This is a genomic window from Phyllobacterium sp. (genome assembly GCF_037994405.1).
GTDB lineage: Bacteria > Pseudomonadota > Alphaproteobacteria > Rhizobiales > Rhizobiaceae > Phyllobacterium.
In genome coordinates this window covers 1-15,057 of the sequence record NZ_JBBNAN010000102.1, presented here as the reverse complement: position 1 = coordinate 15,057, position 15,057 = coordinate 1, and the positions used below count along the sequence as shown (strand labels likewise).

At 57.0% G+C, this 15,057-nt stretch carries 15 protein-coding genes; 14 read left to right on the top strand and 1 reads right to left on the bottom strand.

What is annotated here, in order from left to right; translation table 11 throughout:
• Nucleotides 1–6 precede the first annotated feature (6 nt).
• From AAAC48_RS06110 to AAAC48_RS06085, 6 genes are read left to right on the top strand one after another with little or no spacing between them, the layout of a single operon-like run.
• A complete protein-coding gene (locus tag AAAC48_RS06110; protein ID WP_340653330.1) occupies nt 7–759 on the top strand; it encodes a DUF427 domain-containing protein in 753 nt (250 codons plus the stop codon).
• On the top strand, nt 759–1,841 hold the full coding sequence (locus AAAC48_RS06105) for an LLM class flavin-dependent oxidoreductase (protein ID WP_340653329.1): 1,083 nt from the start codon (nt 759–761) through the stop codon (nt 1,839–1,841). The genes AAAC48_RS06110 and AAAC48_RS06105 overlap by 1 nt, the downstream gene beginning before the upstream one ends.
• Nucleotides 1,838–3,157, top strand: coding sequence for an LLM class flavin-dependent oxidoreductase (locus tag AAAC48_RS06100; RefSeq protein WP_340653328.1), 1,320 nt, complete (start codon nt 1,838–1,840; stop codon nt 3,155–3,157). The genes AAAC48_RS06105 and AAAC48_RS06100 overlap by 4 nt, the downstream gene beginning before the upstream one ends.
• Before the next feature lie 14 nt (nt 3,158–3,171).
• Nucleotides 3,172–4,173 carry an ornithine cyclodeaminase family protein gene (locus AAAC48_RS06095; RefSeq protein WP_340653327.1) on the top strand — a complete coding sequence of 334 codons (1,002 nt, stop codon included), beginning with the start codon at nt 3,172–3,174 and terminating at the stop codon, nt 4,171–4,173.
• The gene (gene hutH, locus AAAC48_RS06090) at nt 4,170–5,669 is read left to right on the top strand and encodes a histidine ammonia-lyase (RefSeq protein WP_340653326.1); all 1,500 of its coding nucleotides are present in this window, start codon (nt 4,170–4,172) and stop codon (nt 5,667–5,669) included. The genes AAAC48_RS06095 and hutH overlap by 4 nt, the downstream gene beginning before the upstream one ends.
• 30 nt (nt 5,670–5,699) lie before the next feature.
• On the top strand, nt 5,700–6,125 hold the full coding sequence (locus AAAC48_RS06085; RefSeq protein WP_340653325.1) for an OsmC family protein: 426 nt from the start codon (nt 5,700–5,702) through the stop codon (nt 6,123–6,125).
• A 19-nt stretch (nt 6,126–6,144) separates the two neighbouring features.
• Here the strand turns inward: AAAC48_RS06085 and AAAC48_RS06080 are convergent, their stop codons facing one another.
• Nucleotides 6,145–6,678 (bottom strand): hypothetical protein, encoded by a 534-nt coding sequence (locus tag AAAC48_RS06080; RefSeq protein WP_340653324.1) that lies wholly within the window; start codon nt 6,676–6,678, stop codon nt 6,145–6,147.
• Nucleotides 6,679–6,901: 223 nt separating this feature from the next.
• On the opposite strand from AAAC48_RS06080, the gene AAAC48_RS06075 reads away from it, so the two are divergent.
• The 8 genes from AAAC48_RS06075 (at nt 6,902) to AAAC48_RS06040 (ending at nt 14,876) form a co-directional block, all read left to right on the top strand.
• Nucleotides 6,902–8,167, top strand: a complete 1,266-nt coding sequence (locus AAAC48_RS06075; protein ID WP_340653323.1) for a septal ring lytic transglycosylase RlpA family protein — start codon at nt 6,902–6,904, stop codon at nt 8,165–8,167.
• Nucleotides 8,133–9,365 (top strand): D-alanyl-D-alanine carboxypeptidase family protein, encoded by a 1,233-nt coding sequence (locus AAAC48_RS06070; protein ID WP_340653322.1) that lies wholly within the window; start codon nt 8,133–8,135, stop codon nt 9,363–9,365. Before AAAC48_RS06075 ends, AAAC48_RS06070 begins: the two co-directional genes overlap by 35 nt.
• 83 nt (nt 9,366–9,448) lie before the next feature.
• Nucleotides 9,449–10,120 (top strand): dTMP kinase, encoded by a 672-nt coding sequence (gene tmk, locus AAAC48_RS06065; protein ID WP_340653321.1) that lies wholly within the window; start codon nt 9,449–9,451, stop codon nt 10,118–10,120.
• Complete coding sequence (locus AAAC48_RS06060; RefSeq protein WP_340653320.1) at nt 10,117–11,178, top strand: DNA polymerase III subunit delta'; 1,062 nt, start codon at nt 10,117–10,119, stop codon at nt 11,176–11,178. The genes tmk and AAAC48_RS06060 overlap by 4 nt, the downstream gene beginning before the upstream one ends.
• Nucleotides 11,179–11,252: 74 nt before the next feature.
• A complete protein-coding gene (metG, locus tag AAAC48_RS06055) occupies nt 11,253–12,812 on the top strand; it encodes a methionine--tRNA ligase (protein WP_340653342.1) in 1,560 nt (519 codons plus the stop codon).
• Nucleotides 12,813–12,818: 6 nt separating this feature from the next.
• Entirely contained in the window at nt 12,819–13,607 is a 789-nt protein-coding gene (locus AAAC48_RS06050; RefSeq protein WP_340653319.1) for a TatD family hydrolase, read from the top strand.
• Nucleotides 13,600–14,409 carry an MBL fold metallo-hydrolase gene (locus tag AAAC48_RS06045; RefSeq protein WP_340653318.1) on the top strand — a complete coding sequence of 270 codons (810 nt, stop codon included), beginning with the start codon at nt 13,600–13,602 and terminating at the stop codon, nt 14,407–14,409. Before AAAC48_RS06050 ends, AAAC48_RS06045 begins: the two co-directional genes overlap by 8 nt.
• On the top strand, nt 14,406–14,876 hold the full coding sequence (locus AAAC48_RS06040) for a YbaK/EbsC family protein (RefSeq protein ID WP_340653317.1): 471 nt from the start codon (nt 14,406–14,408) through the stop codon (nt 14,874–14,876). The genes AAAC48_RS06045 and AAAC48_RS06040 overlap by 4 nt, the downstream gene beginning before the upstream one ends.
• The last annotated feature ends 181 nt before the right edge of the window (nt 14,877–15,057 follow it).

Genomic DNA, 15,057 nt, shown 5'->3' with positions numbered 1-15,057 from the left:
TCCAAAATGTCGATTGCCTATCGTTCCTCGCAGGTACCGGCCATCCTGATCGAACCGACAAACCGCCGGATTCGTCTCAAACTGGGTGAGCGCTTGATCGCCGACACCATACAGGCGATCGTCATATACGAGCATGGCGGGCACCCGACATATTATCTGCCAAGAGCTGATTTCATCGCTGGAACGTTGGAACCATCAGCGAAATCCGAACCGTCACCGCTTTTCGGAACGCGTTCTTACTGGTCGTTGCGATCCGCAGGCGCGGCATTGCAAGACAAGGCATGGAGCTTTGACGGTGCGACCCTCGGTCTGGCTGAACTCGGGGACTATGTGACCGTGGAGTGGGGTGCCGTGCGCTGGTTCGAGGAGGACGAGGAAATCTTCCGTCATCCGCGCAATGTCTACAAGCGGATTGATACGATACCAAGCTCGCGCCTCGTGGAGGTCTTCGTCGATGGCAGGCTGGTGGCGCGTAGCAACCGGGCGATCTTTCTGTTCGAGACCGGACTGATCACACGCTATTATTTCCCGGCTGAAGATCTGCTGGCAGGGGCTCTCGTGCCGAGCGATCTCACCACTTATTGCCCGTACAAGGGCGCGGCCGCCTATTATCATTTCGATCTTGAAGGCAAACGACACGAAAATATCGTCTGGTATTATCCCGAGCCACTGGCCGAAAGCTTCAGGATCAAAGGCCTGATTTCGTTCTACAACGAGAAGATTGATGAAATCCGCATCAGCAAGAGCAGCGCGGCATAATGCATATCGGCATTTCGATCACGCCGTTTGGTCATCATCTGGCTGGATGGCGGGAGGGCAGATCGCGCACTGCACTTCATTTCGATCATTTGGCGGCGCAGGTGAAGAAAGCGCAGGAAGGCGGACTCGATTTCGTCTTCTTTGCCGACTGTCTGGGGCGACGCCCCGTCGACGATCTCTCCCCGCAAGCGGTGCCATTTGAACCGACAACCCTCGTTGCGGCACTCGCTACCGTTGCGGGGAAGATTGGACTGATCGCGACTGCCGCGACGAGCCAGTATGAACCGTACAATCTCGCCCGGCGCTTTGCCTCGCTCGATATGATCAGCAAGGGGCGGACGGGCTGGAATTTTGTGATCTCGCCGGAAGCCTCGACGCGCGACGAGGAGTATGTCGACGTTGTCAACGGGCTCTGGGATAGCTGGGAGGACGACGCCTTCGTCTATGACAAGGCAGCCGCACGTTTCTTCGTGCCTGTGAAGATGCATGTGCTGGATCACAAGGGCGCACATTTCACGGTGCGAGGCCCGCTCAACGTCAACCGCTCGCCGCAGGGCAAGCCAGTCATCTCGCATCTGCTGACGCGGGGTACGCTGGATATTGCAGCGCGGTCGGCTGATCTGATTTTCATCGACGCACGATCGCTTGATGAGGCGAGAGCACTGGTCTCGGATTTTACGCAGCGGTTAGGCAGACATGGGCGCACGCGTTCCGATGTGCGGGTTCTTGCGAATGTCATTCCCTACATCGGCACGACAACGGCCGAAGCACAACAGTCACTCCGGAAACTCAATGCCATGGCTCCTGATGATAGTCCCCCAGCTGCGTTTGAGGCCGTTGGAACACCGGGCGAAATTGCCGATCGTCTGCATGAGTGGTCCAAGGCCGGTATGGTGGATGGATTCACCGTCCTTCCGCCGCTGGTACCGGAAAATGTCGATGCGTTTGTTGACGACGTTATTCCCGAACTGAGGAAGCGTGGTTTGATCCGCGACAAATACGAAGGCACAACATTGCGCGAGCATCTTGGATTTCCCAAGCCTCCTCATCCAGAGGCTCAGGCTGCGGGGGCCTTGCGATGAGCAAAGCCACGCAGATGAAGCTCGGTGCGTTTCTCATGGCGGGCGGCCATCATATAGCAGCTTGGCGCCATCGCGACGCGGTGGCTGATGCCGGCGCCGATATCGACCATTTCATCGCGCTCACGCAGATGGCAGAGGCGGCGAAATTCGACATGATCTTCGTCGAGGACGCTGCCGCGATCCGCGAACGCAATGCCAATATTGCCAGCCAGGCGGCGCGATCGACGATGTTCGAACCGCTTAGCCTTCTGGCAGCATTGGCGGTCAATAGCTCGCATATCGGATTGGTGGCCACAGCATCGACGACCTACAACGAACCGTATGGTCTGGCGCGAACCTTCGCCTCGCTAGACCAACTCAGCGGCGGACGGGCGGGCTGGAACCTTGTGACGTCGGCGAGCGAACTCGAGGCCGAGAACTTTGTCTCGAGTGGCTTACGACCCCACGCACAACGCTATGAACGCGCGGAAGAATTCGCACAGGCTGCAACGGCCGTTTGGGAAAGCGTCGATACAGGAGCCTATGTGGTTGAAGGGGATGTCTACGCCGATTCTGCCAAGCTGCACCCGGTTGATCATCATGGTGCGCATTTCACGGTCAAAGGGCTGCTTGACAGTCCCCGTTCGCCGCAAGGGCGGCCTGTGATGGTGCAGGCCGGAGCATCAGACGCCGGCAAAAATCTTGCAGCGCGCACGGCTGATGTGGTGTTCACCGCGGCACAGACACTCGAGGAGGCGCAGGCATACTACGCTGATCTCAAGGCGCGCATGCCCGCCTTTGGCCGCGACCCTGACGATCTCAAGATCTTGCCCGGTGTATCGCCGATTGTCGGGCGCACCGAAAGCGAGGCGCGGGCGAAATACGAGGCACTGCAGGAACTGATCCCCGACGAGGTCGGCGTTGCGCTACTCGCCAGCTATCTGAGTATCAAGGACCTGTCGCAGTATCCGCTCGAAGGACCGTTGCCGGAAATGCCGCAGACCGACGGTATCCAGAGTCGTCAGCAGTTGATCATCGATCTGGGGCGGCGCGAGAATCTGTCGATCCGGCAATTGGCCCGGCATTTCGCTGGGGCACGCGGACACTGGCAATTGATCGGCACGCCGGCGCAGATCGTCGATGAACTGGAAGAGCGTTTCCATGCCAAGGCAGCCGATGGTTTCAATGTCATGGGCGCATACTTTCCGGGCGGGCTAGAAGATTTCATCACGCTGGTCATTCCGGAATTGCGCCGCCGTGGCCTCTTTCGCGAAGAATATGAAGGGCGCACACTGCGCGAGAATCTTGGCATCAAAATTCCCGCGCGTTGCTTGTGAGCAAAGAGAACAACATGAAACCCATCTACATCGACTATTTGAACGCATTCGACATTGACGCGCTGGCGCTCACGGATGCCGAAATCCTTTCGGCGATCGAAACGTCGCTGGCCGCGCAGGGCAATGGAGAGACTGTGATCGAACCGCGGGTTCACCTCGAGACGGATGCGTCTTTTCACGGACATTTCAATGTGTTGCGTGGATATGTTGCTCCCTTGAATTTGGCTGGTGTGAAAATCGTCGGAGACTTTGTCGACAACTACAAGCTGAATTTTCCGTCCGAATTCGGTGTGCTCAATCTGTTCGATCCGCGTACTGGTGCCCCCCGTGCCATTCTTGATGCAACGGTGATCACTGACATGCGCACCGGCGCGATTACGGCTCTCGGTGCGAAATATCTGGCGCGCAAAAACTCGAAGGTGCTTGGTCACATCGGGGCGCGCGGGACGGCCTACTGGAATGTGCGGCTGCTCGATCATCTCTATAATTTCGACGAGATTCGTGTGCATTCGCGCCGTCCTGAAAGCCGCGATGCTTTTGCCGAGAAGCTGTCGAATGATCTGGGCAAGAAGATCGTGATTACCGACAATTGGCGCTCATGTGTCGCGGATGCCGATATCGTCGTGGAAGCCTCGCGCTTGCCGGAGCCGCAACCGATGCTCAAGACTGAATGGATCAAGCCCGGTGCCTTTGTCGTGCCCTATGGCACAATGAGCGCGGTGGAATTGTCCTTGACCGACATCATGGACAAGGTTGTGGTCGATGACTGGGGGCAGTGCAAAGGCGGCAAGTTTGGTTCGTTGCGGGCGCATGTGGAAGCGGGCAAGCTCTCCGAAGAGACGCTGCATGCCGAACTCGGTCAGATCGTCGCCGGCCATAAGACAGGGCGCGAGAATGATGGGGAAACAATCCTGTTCTGGCATCGCGGCTTGTCGCTGAGCGATATTGCGCTCGGCTATGCCATGCTGGAGAAGGCCAAGAAGGTGAATATCGGCCAGAGGCTGCGTTTTGCATGAGCACGGTTGTCCTCAATGGGGCAGGAACGACGGTCGCTGAAATTGCTGCGATCGCCCGGAAGGATGCGATCGTCGAGATCGCACCCGATGTCCATGATCGATTGGTGCGGGCGCGTGCAATTCTCGATCAGAGTGCTGCCTCGGGTCAGCAGATATATGGCCTTAACACGGGTCTCGGTGCAAACCTGAAAACCTCCGTGACCGAGGATATCAGCGCGTTCCAGCAACAGCTTGTGCGCGGGCGCGCCATGGGCGTTGGCCCTTCATTGGCGCGCGACACAACCCGCGCTGTCATGGCGGCCCGGCTATCGATGCTCTCCGTTGGAGGTTCTGGCATATCCCCTGATGTGTTCAATGACTTGTTGGCTCTTTTGAACAAAAGAGTTCATCCGATTGTTCGGTCAATCGGCTCAATCGGTGCTGGCGACCTTGTGCTCTTGTCGGCAATTGCGCAGGCCCTGATCGGCGAGGGCAAAGCGGAATATCAGGGCGAGGTCTATCCATCTGGGCAAGCCCTTGAAAAGGCCGGCCTCGTCCCGTCCGGACTTGGCCCGAAAGACGGATTGTCCTTGCTCAATGCTTCGGCGGTCTCCGTCGGGCAAGGCGCATTGGTTGCGGTGGATGCGGCTTCACTCCTCGATTTCCAGCGCCAGACGGCTGCCCTGAGCTTTGAAGCGCTTGGCGGCAACCCGCTTATTCTCATCCCCGCCATCCAGCATGCGCGACCGGCCACCGGTCAAGTCGGCGAAGCGGAGAAACTGTTGGCTTTGCTAGAAGGATCGTCTTTGTTCGAGGCGAAGGCCGCTATTCAGGATCCGCTCAGTCTGCGCTGTATTGCGCCTATACATGGCGCGGTTGCTCACGCGGTGAATGCGGCGACAGAGGCTGTCGAGATCGAGCTCAATGCCGCCGCGGACAACCCGCTGGTGATCCTCGATGAAGGTCGCGTGCTGTCGACGGGAAATTTCCATACCCCGTCTTTAGCACTCGTTTTCGAAACTCTCGGCCTCGCAATTGCACAGGCGGCACTAGCGAGCGCGGCGCGGTTCATTCAGCTGACAGGATCAGGACGCAACGGCCTGCCGCGCTATCTTACTCCTGTTGGCGGGACATCGGCTGGATTTGTTCCGCTACAGAAAACTGTGACAGCACTTGTCGGTGCGGTCCGTCACAAGGCCAATCCCGTACTCCTTGACTTCCTGCCAGTTTCCGAAGGCGTGGAAGATCACGCGACCCAGACCCCGCTCACAGTGGCTAAATGCGCCGACATGATGGATCTATGGCGCAATCTCGTGGCTTGTGAAATGCTGGCTGCGGCGCAGGCCGTCGATCTGAGGCCGGGTCATCGCTGCGGTAACGGTACTGAGGAGACATATAGGTTTGTCCGCGCAACCGCCGCAAAGCTGGAGGAGGACAGGGCACTCGGTGACGATGTTTCTACCCTTGCGGGCCGCCTTCGGGCAGGGCTTGATTGTTCCTGCAGCGTCAGCAACTAGGTTATCATCGAGCTTTCCAGGAAGCGTCAAATGTCGGAACTGAAAATCAGAACACGCGCTGTTGGTGCAAAAGCGGTTCTCAAGGGAAAGGAATTGCCGGTTGTCACATCGGAGACGGGCGGAGAAATCAATATCGTCACCTCCGTGTCGCAGCCCGGTTTCAATCCGCTCGACCTGCTCTACGCGTCATTGTCTGCCTGTATCGTGCTCAGTGCCCGGATTGCCGCCAGCCGGTTGGGCGTTGCCGACAAGCTCGAGGAGGTTCGGGTGCATGTGACGGGCGAAAAAGCGTACGACGAGCCTTCGCGCGTTGCCCGTTTCGATATTAATATCGAAATCGATGGTGAACTTGATCAAGCAACGCGTTACCAGATTGTAGAACTGGCCGAGGAGATCTGCACCGTCAGCAATACACTGCGCGGCGATGCGGAATTTGTCACGAAACTTGCAGACTGATCGCGTTAGGCCGCGTTGCTCAGCTGCCGTCCGGCTTTCTGTAGGAATTGAGTTCAGGATCGAGATCGACCTCGACAACATTGGTAAAAATGGTGGTTGCAACCATGATGCCGGCGAAGGCCACGAGATTGACGAGTGTAGGCTCGTCGTAACGCGCCGCAAGTTTCTTCCAGAACGCGTCTGGCACGGCATTGGAATCTGCGACAATGGCCTTGGCGAGTTCGATCAGCACTATCTCGCCTGCGTCGGGGATGATGGTTTCCGGCTGGAATCCTGAATCAATCAGGGCGCGGCGGAAAAAGGTCGTTGGCACATGCGCATGATTTGCCTCGGATATGGCCAGTGCAAACAACCAGATCGCCCGATCAGATATCGCCGGCTTCAACAGATCACGGAGCGTGAACCACTCGGCATAGATCCGGTGTGCCATGGGAGAATGAAGCATGATGCGCTTCATATTCGTCATCCGGCCGCGGAGCCTCAGTTCTTGATCATATTCGGCTTGAATTTCCGGTGAGGATTCACCGTAGACAATCTGAGAAATGCGACTCATCGGGTCTCCACAAGCAATGATTTTATCGCACTATAGGTGTTGTTAAGAGGGTATCAACCTATCAGTGCCACTTATAGAATTGGCGTGGCTTCAATGATGGGCTCGGGGTTGCGCCATCGTTCTGATCTGTTATCGATACATCAAGATACCTGGGGACGGCCCGCGCGGCCGGTGGTCTGCATTGTCAAAAGCCAAAGCTTTTCGAGTTGTGGGAGTTGTCGCTATGGGCGCCCTGATGGCAGCCTGCGCATCGCCCAAGGCAAAAGTAACGAGAAAGCATCCCAAGGAATATTTCTCCGAATCCGAATATGGCGTGAAAGCCAGCCCGCGTGTCGTAACCGATCTCCGGCACATTCCGCGCGGCGGTGGGCGCAATCTGCTGGGGCAGCCCTACAAGGTTGCCGGTAGATGGTATTATCCCAAGGAAGAGCCCGGCTACCGGCGTCAGGGTAAAGCCTCCTGGTATGGATCGGCGTTCCATGGCCGGTTGACCGCCAATGGCGAAATTTACGACACCACACGTCTGACCGCCGCGCATCCGACGATGCCCTTGCCCAGCTATGCGCGTATCACGAACCTGGCCAATGGCAGTTCGGTCATCGTGCGCGTCAATGATCGCGGCCCTTACCACAGCGACCGCGTGATCGATCTGTCGCAGAAAGCAGCAACAGTGTTGGATTACCAGCACACCGGGACAGCTGATGTGAAGGTCGAGTATGTCGGGCGGGCGCCGCTCGAAGGCAGCGACGATGCTTTCCTGATGGCATCCTATCGCGGACCCGGCGCACCCGATCCCTGGGGTCAACCAGCATCGGGCGTCATGATTGCCATGAACGGCGGTACGCCGACGAGCCGGGCACCTGTTCCCATTCCTGGAATGCAGCGGCAACAGCCGGCTGGCATCCAGGTGGCAAGTCTTGGAAACCAACCGGTCTCGCTGGACGATCAAGCTGCGCGCCTGAATATGCAGCAGCCGGCGATGGCTGCGCCCGCGGACACCAATACACTGACATTTGATACAGACATCGTTCCGGTGCTGCCGTTAATCGGCCCCTTCGTCGATGACAAGCCGACCGTTCTTCTTGGCTCGCTCAAGGGCAACAAGAGTGCACAGTCACCATTCATAAGCTCCTATGCCAGCGAGCGGGTGGCCAGCGCCAACCGCACAGTGCGGGCGGCCGCCGGGATTCTCTCGCCGGAGGCTGTATCTGCTTCATGGAAAAGCATGAACGGTTTGCCCCGCGGTGTTGAACCATCCGGCGAGTACATCGAGGTTGGGCTGTTTGCCGGAAAGGCAGAGGCCGCACGGGTAATGTCGGCGCTTGTCCCATTCGGCAAAGTGGAATTGTCCGAAGTAGACAGTCCCGAAGGCCGCCGGATCGAACTGATTGCGCGCGCCAATTCTGGGAAGGGTACCGATGCCCTGCTTCAGGCTGCCTGGAAGGCTGGCGCAGATGATGCGTTTGTCGTTCGCGATGACGGCAATTGAAATTCAAAACCCCAGACATTTTTTGACTGCCCCAGTCCGTCTTGTTGCCATCGGTGTAGCTATCACACTGGCGTCTGTTGCCGGTGCAATGGCGCAGGAGGCCTTGTTCGATACCAAGGCCGAACAGGCCTTGATGGTAGAGGATCAGACTGGAACAATTCTTTATGCGAAGTCCCCCGATACGTTGATCGAACCGGCTGCTCTTGCCAAGCTGATGACGATGGAGGTGGTGTTTCACGAACTTAAGACGGGTAAAATCACGCCTGCGACACAATATACGGTCAGCGAGAATGCCTGGCGAACAGGCGGTGCGCCATCAGGCGGTTCGACCATGTTCGCTAAGCTCAAGTCGTCCATCAGTGTTGGCGATCTCATCCAGGGCGTTATAGTGCAATCAGCCAATGATGGCTGCATCATTCTCGCCGAAGGCATTGCCGGGTCTGAGCCGAAATTCGCGGAGATGATGAACGCGCGGGCCAGGGAGCTCGGTCTGAAGAATTCGACATTCGTCAATTCGACCGGACTGCCGGACCCAAAACAGCGGGTCTCGCTTACAGATCTCGTCACCCTGGCGCGGCATATCAAGAAGGAATATCCGGAGTACTACCGAACCTATGCGCAGGACAATTTCACCTGGAACAATATTTTCCAGCGCAATCGCAATCCACTCCTGCGCCTTGATATTGGTGCAGACGGTATGGGTACCGGATATACGGAACAATCCGGCTATGGCCTTGTCGGTTCTACCGAAAGGAATGGGCGACGCTATATCGCTGCTCTGAGCGGCCTGGCCAGTGACAAAGAGCGGGCGGAGGAAGCCAAGCGCATTTTCGAGTGGGCTTACCAGGCTTTCGAGGAAATCGGGATATTTGCCGAAGGGGAGACGATCGGCGAAGCGAGCGTGTTTGGGGGCGTAAAATCAGGCGTTGCACTGATGGCGCATGAAAAGATCAGCCTTCTCGTACCCGTTGCCAATCGTGACAGGTTAAAAGCGCATGTCGTGTATCAAGGTCCTCTGGTTGCACCAATCAAGGCGGACCAGGAAGTCGGGATCTTGCGGATCTGGATCGGAGACGATCTGGTGCAAGAAACGCCGGTCTATACGGCGGAAGCGGTGGAGAGTGGCGATCTGAAAAAACGCTCGCTCGATGCGGTATTGGAACTGACAACGGGTTGGGTCCGCCAACTCAAGTTCTAAGTTATTCCTGCCTCGACCTTTTCATTTTCGAACGCTAGAACCATTTGCAAGGGATTATGCTCTGCATCGAAGGCGGCTGACGCGTGCAAGGACTATTCATCACATTCGAAGGCGGCGAGGGTGCCGGCAAATCCACGCAAATTGCGCGGCTGGCTGAGCATCTGCGCGCAAGTGGCGATGATGTGCTGGTTACGCGCGAGCCTGGCGGTTCGCCCGGTGCCGAAGCCGTGCGCCATGTCATTCTGAGTGGTGCCGCTGAACCCTTTGGCCCGGCGATGGAGGCACTGCTGTTTGCGGCGGCGCGCAATGACCATGTCGAACAGGTGATGCGCCGGGCACTGAAATCCGGACGCATGGTACTTTGCGACCGCTATATCGATTCCAGCCGGGTTTATCAGGGCGTTACCGGCGATCTCGATCCAGATCTGATGCGCGCCATCGAACAGATGGCTATCAATGGTCTCATGCCCGATCTGACAATCATCCTTGATCTGCCGGCAGAGGTCGGTCTGCAGCGCGCCAATGCGCGGCGCGGGGCAGGGACAGCCGACCGTTTCGAAAAAGAAACAATCGATCTGCATCACAAGCGGCGCGATGCCTACCTTGCCATTGCATCCGAGGAACCGGAACGCTGCAAAGTCGTCGCCGCTGATCGTCCCGCCGGCGAGATCGCCAGGGAGATCGCTGCGCTTGTCGACGAGTTGAAGGCAAGTCACGGGATCAAACCGAAGCAATCGATTGAGGTCGCGAAATGAGCGATGCTGTCCTTGATGTACCGGCAACCCATGATGCAATCGATGGCGTGCCTGCGCCTTCCGCCAATCCGGCATTGTTCGGGCACGCGGGAATCAAGTCGTTCCTCGCGCAAGCGTACCAGTCGGGTCAGATGCATCACGCCTTGCTCCTGGAAGGGCCGCAGGGCGTAGGCAAGGCCACGCTGGCGTTTCACCTGGCCGGGCATATGTTGAGATATCCAGCAGAGCGTGAAGCACCACTGGCGCTTGCAGTGCCAGATTATGGAGTTGCCCCCTATCGGCAGATCGCCAGCGGTACGCATTTGGCCCTCCTTCACATCAGCCGCCCGGTGGATGCGAAGACCGGAAAATTCAAAACCGGAATTACCGTGGATGAAGTCCGCCGTGTCACGCACTTTCTCAACCGCACAGCTCATGATGGATCCTGGCGTATCGTCATCGTCGATCCAGCTGATGACATGAATCGCAATGCTGCCAATGCCTTACTGAAGACTCTTGAAGAGCCTCCGCAGCGGACCCTGTTCATTTTGATCTCGCATTCTTCCGGCAGGTTGCTGCCGACAATACGCTCCCGATGCCAGTCAATCCGCTTCGAGCCACTCGCGCGGCAGGACCTGGTTTCAGCACTCAACGCCATCAACCTGGATGCAGCGCAGGCGGCTGACGTGGACTCACTCATCGTTCATGCCGATGGCAGTGTCCGCAAAGCTGCCTTGCTGTTGGCGTTCGGTGGACTTGAAATTTCCGATACCGTCGATGCCATCCTGGGCAAACCCGTTCTTGATGTGCCGAAGGCACATGCGCTGGCCACGGCGCTATCCGGCCGTGATGCGGAAATCCAGTATGATCTCTTCCTCGAGGACTTGTTGGCGCGCATCGCCGCAAAGGCGAGGCTTTCTGCAGAGAAGCACGATATCGCTCAGGCCAACCGTTGGTCCGGCCTTTGGAACGACATGCAGAATGAGGCGAGGGAGGCAGCTGCCTTTAATCTCGATCGCAAGCAGACCGTACTCATTTTTCTGGAACGAATGCATCGCGCCCTGGCAGGTGCTCGATAGAGCTTTGCCGGTATGGCAATCAGGCTGGACATGGGTTATGTCAGGCCTCCCAAGATGCTGCAACAAAAGACGAAATCAGGTCACGCATGAGCCGCGAAACATTTTACATCACAACTGCGATCTCCTATCCGAACGGTAGCCCGCACATCGGCCACGCCTACGAGCTCATCGCGACCGACGCGATTGCGCGATTCAACCGCCATGACGGCAAGGATGTCCTGTTCCTGAGCGGCACCGACGAGCACGGCATCAAGATGTTGCAGACGGCGCGCAAAGAAGGTATTTCACCTCGCGAGCTGGCTGACAGAAATGCCAAGCTTTTCCGTGACATGGGCCATCTTTTGAATGCATCCTATGATGACTTCATTCGCACCACCGAAGAGCGGCATTACAAGGCATCGCAGGCGATCTGGCAGAAAATCGTCGAGGCCGGGGACATCTACAAGGGCGGGTATGCCGGCTGGTATTCCGTGCGTGATGAGGCCTATTACCAGGAAGAAGAGACTGAAGTCCGCGCCGATAATGTGCGCTATGGTCCACAGGGAACACCTGTCGAATGGCTGGAAGAGGAGAGCTATTTCTTCCGTTTGTCGGCCTATCAGGATCGATTGCTGAAGCTCTATGCCGACAATCCGGGGTTCATTGGTCCGGATGAGCGTCGCAACGAGGTAGTATCCTTCGTCAAGTCCGGTCTCAAGGATCTTTCCGTGTCGCGGACAACGTTTGACTGGGGCATTCCGGTTCCCGGCGACGAAAAGCATGTCATGTATGTCTGGGTCGATGCGCTGACCAACTACATAACCGCAGCTGGCTATCCCGATGAAAAGGCTGAGCGCTGGCGCTATTGGCCGGCGGACGTCCATATCATTGGCAAGGATATTATCCGCTTTCATGCGGTCTACTGGCCGGCATTCCTGTTGTCAGCGGGCATCGAATTGCCGAAACGCGTCTACGGCCATGGCTTCGTGTTCAACCGCGGAGAGAAAATGTCGAAGTCGGTTGGCAATGTCATCGATCCGGTGTCGCTCGTCGAGCACTACGGCCTCGATCAACTGCGCTACTTCCTCCTGCGTGAAATACCATTCGGTCAGGACGGCAATTATAGCCACGAAGCCATTGTCAATCGGACCAATGCGGATCTGGCCAATGATCTCGGCAATCTGGCACAGCGTTCGCTTTCGATGATCGCCAAGAATTGCAATGCCAAGGTGCCACAGCCAGGCGCATTCACCGATGCAGACAAGGCAATTCTTGATCAGGCAACAGCAGCGCTGGAAACAGCACGCAAGGCAGTTGGCACGCAGGCGCTGCACTTGGCGCTGGCGGCAATCTTTGGCGTTGTGGCTGAAGCCAACCGTTATTTTGCTTCGCAGGAGCCCTGGGCGCTGAAAAAGACTGATCCGGCGCGTATGGATACCGTGCTTTACGTGACGGCGGAAGTCATCCGGCGTATCAGCATTCTTTGCCAGCCGTTCATTCCGGGATCAGCGGCGAAACTGCTCGAAATCCTCGCGGTACCGGCGGACAAGCGGAACTTTGCAGACCTTTCCGGTGGTGAACTTGTGCCCGGCACTGATCTTCCGGCGCCGCAGCCGGTCTTCCCGCGTTACGTCGAAGCAGACAAAGAAGCCTGATAGCCCATGCTTGTCGACAGTCATTGCCATCTGGATTTTGCAGATTTTGCCGAGGAACGAGACGCCATCGTTGAGCGGGCACTTGACCATGGCATCAAACGCCTGGTGACAATCTGCACGCGTGTCAGACGCTTTGATGACATCATCAAGATCGCCGAGCAATATGACAGCGTTTACGCGTCGGTCGGAACGCATCCGAACAATGCGCATGAAGAGCTTGATGTTACGACCGAGGATCTGATCCGGCTCGCCGAGCATCCCAAGGTGGTTGCGATTGGCGAGGCCGGGCTCGACTATCACTACGATTACGCGCCGCCGGAAGCCCAGGCGCAGGGATTTCGCACGCACATCGCTGCGTCGCGCGCTACGGGCTTGCCGTTGGTCATCCATGCGCGCAGCGCTGATGACGACATGATTTCGATCCTCAGGGAAGAAACAGGGAAGGGGGCCTTCCCTTTCATCCTGCACTGCTTCTCGTCGGACGCGGAGCTCGCACGGGTGGGTGTCGAACTTGGCGGCTATGTCTCCTTCTCCGGTATCCTGACGTTCAAGAACTCGCCGGAAATTCGGCGAATCGCTCGCAACGTGCCGCGCGACCGGCTTCTGGTCGAAACGGATGCGCCATATCTCGCTCCGGTGCCTCATCGTGGCAAGCGCAATGAGCCAAGTTTCGTCCGCCATACGGCGGCCGTTCTGGCGGAGACAATCGGCGTCAGCGAAGCTGAGATCGCCGCGCTGACCTCAGATAATGTATTCCGGTTGTTCACCAAGATGCCAAGGCCCGCAGATGCCTGATCGCTTACGCTTCACCATTCTTGGTTGCGGTTCGTCTCCTGGCGTGCCGCGCATCAATGGCGACTGGGGTAAATGCGATCCAAACAATCCGAAGAATCGTAGGCGGCGTGCCTCCATGCTTGTGGAACGCATCGCGGATAGTGGCGGTGTAACCGCCGTAGTCATCGATACGGGGCCGGATTTTCGCTCGCAGATGATCGATTTTGGGCCGGGCAGGCTCGACGCGGTCATTTATACGCACGCTCATGCCGACCATATTCACGGCCTCGACGATCTTCGTACGTTTGTCATCGATCGCCGTGATCTTGTGGATATTTATGCTGACGTAACGACGCAGAAGCGGCTGCTCGAAGGTTTCCGCTATTGCTTCGAGCGACCGGAAGGATCGAGCTATCCGCCGATATTGCGGCCACATGAGATCGTGCATGATCAGGCTTTTGAGATCGGCGGTCCTGGCGGCGCCATAAGCTTTCTGCCATTGCCGCAAGTGCACGGCGATATCCTATCCCTGGGTTTTCGTATTACAGACGTGGCCTATTGCTCCGATGTCAGCGCGTTCCCGGATAAGACCGCCGCACAGCTGTTCGATCTTGATACGCTTGTTATCGACGCGTTGCAGTACAGACCGCATCCAAGTCATTTTTCTCTTGATGAATCAATGGAATGGATCAATAAGCTCAAGCCCCGTCGAGCAATCCTGACCCATATGCATGTGCCTCTGGACTATGAAACTGTATTGCACGAGACGCCGGACAATGTCGAACCTGCCTTTGACGGCTTGTCTTTCGAGGTTGAATTATGAGCAAGAGTGTCGAGCGGGTTCGCCAGGCTGCGCATGCTGCCGGGCTTGATATCGAAATTCGCCAGATGGCCGATTCAACGCATACTGCTGAGGATGCAGCAATCCAGTGCGGCGTTACCGTGGCGCAGATCGTCAAGTCCTTGATCTTTCAAGGCGCTGAGACCGATAAGCTCTATCTGTTTCTGGTCTCAGGGCCGAGGAAGCTCGATCTCGACAAGGCTGCCAAGTTGACCGGCGAGAAATTGCACCGGGCCGATCCCAAACACGTGCGCAAGGAAACAGGCTTTGCCATTGGCGGCGTTTCACCATTGGGACATCTGATCGAGATTGATGCTTACGCTGACGAAAGCCTGATGCAGTTCAATGTTGTCTGGGCTGCGGCAGGTGGCACCAACTTCGTTTTCCCAAGCGAACCAAAGGTTCTGGCGCAAGCAGCAAAGGCGCAAATCGCCGATATTACGAGCTGATTGGCGGATCCAGCCATATAAGCTAGTTCCATAATCTATCTTATGCGATATTTGTGTGTAGCAGCAATTTAGTAATGAGACATATGGGCAAATTAGAGGTGCGACAGCGCCTCTGCCCTCCGATCCACCTGTACTGAGGAAAGGAAGGTTTGGCGTTTTCATCCATCCGATTTTGGAGCTG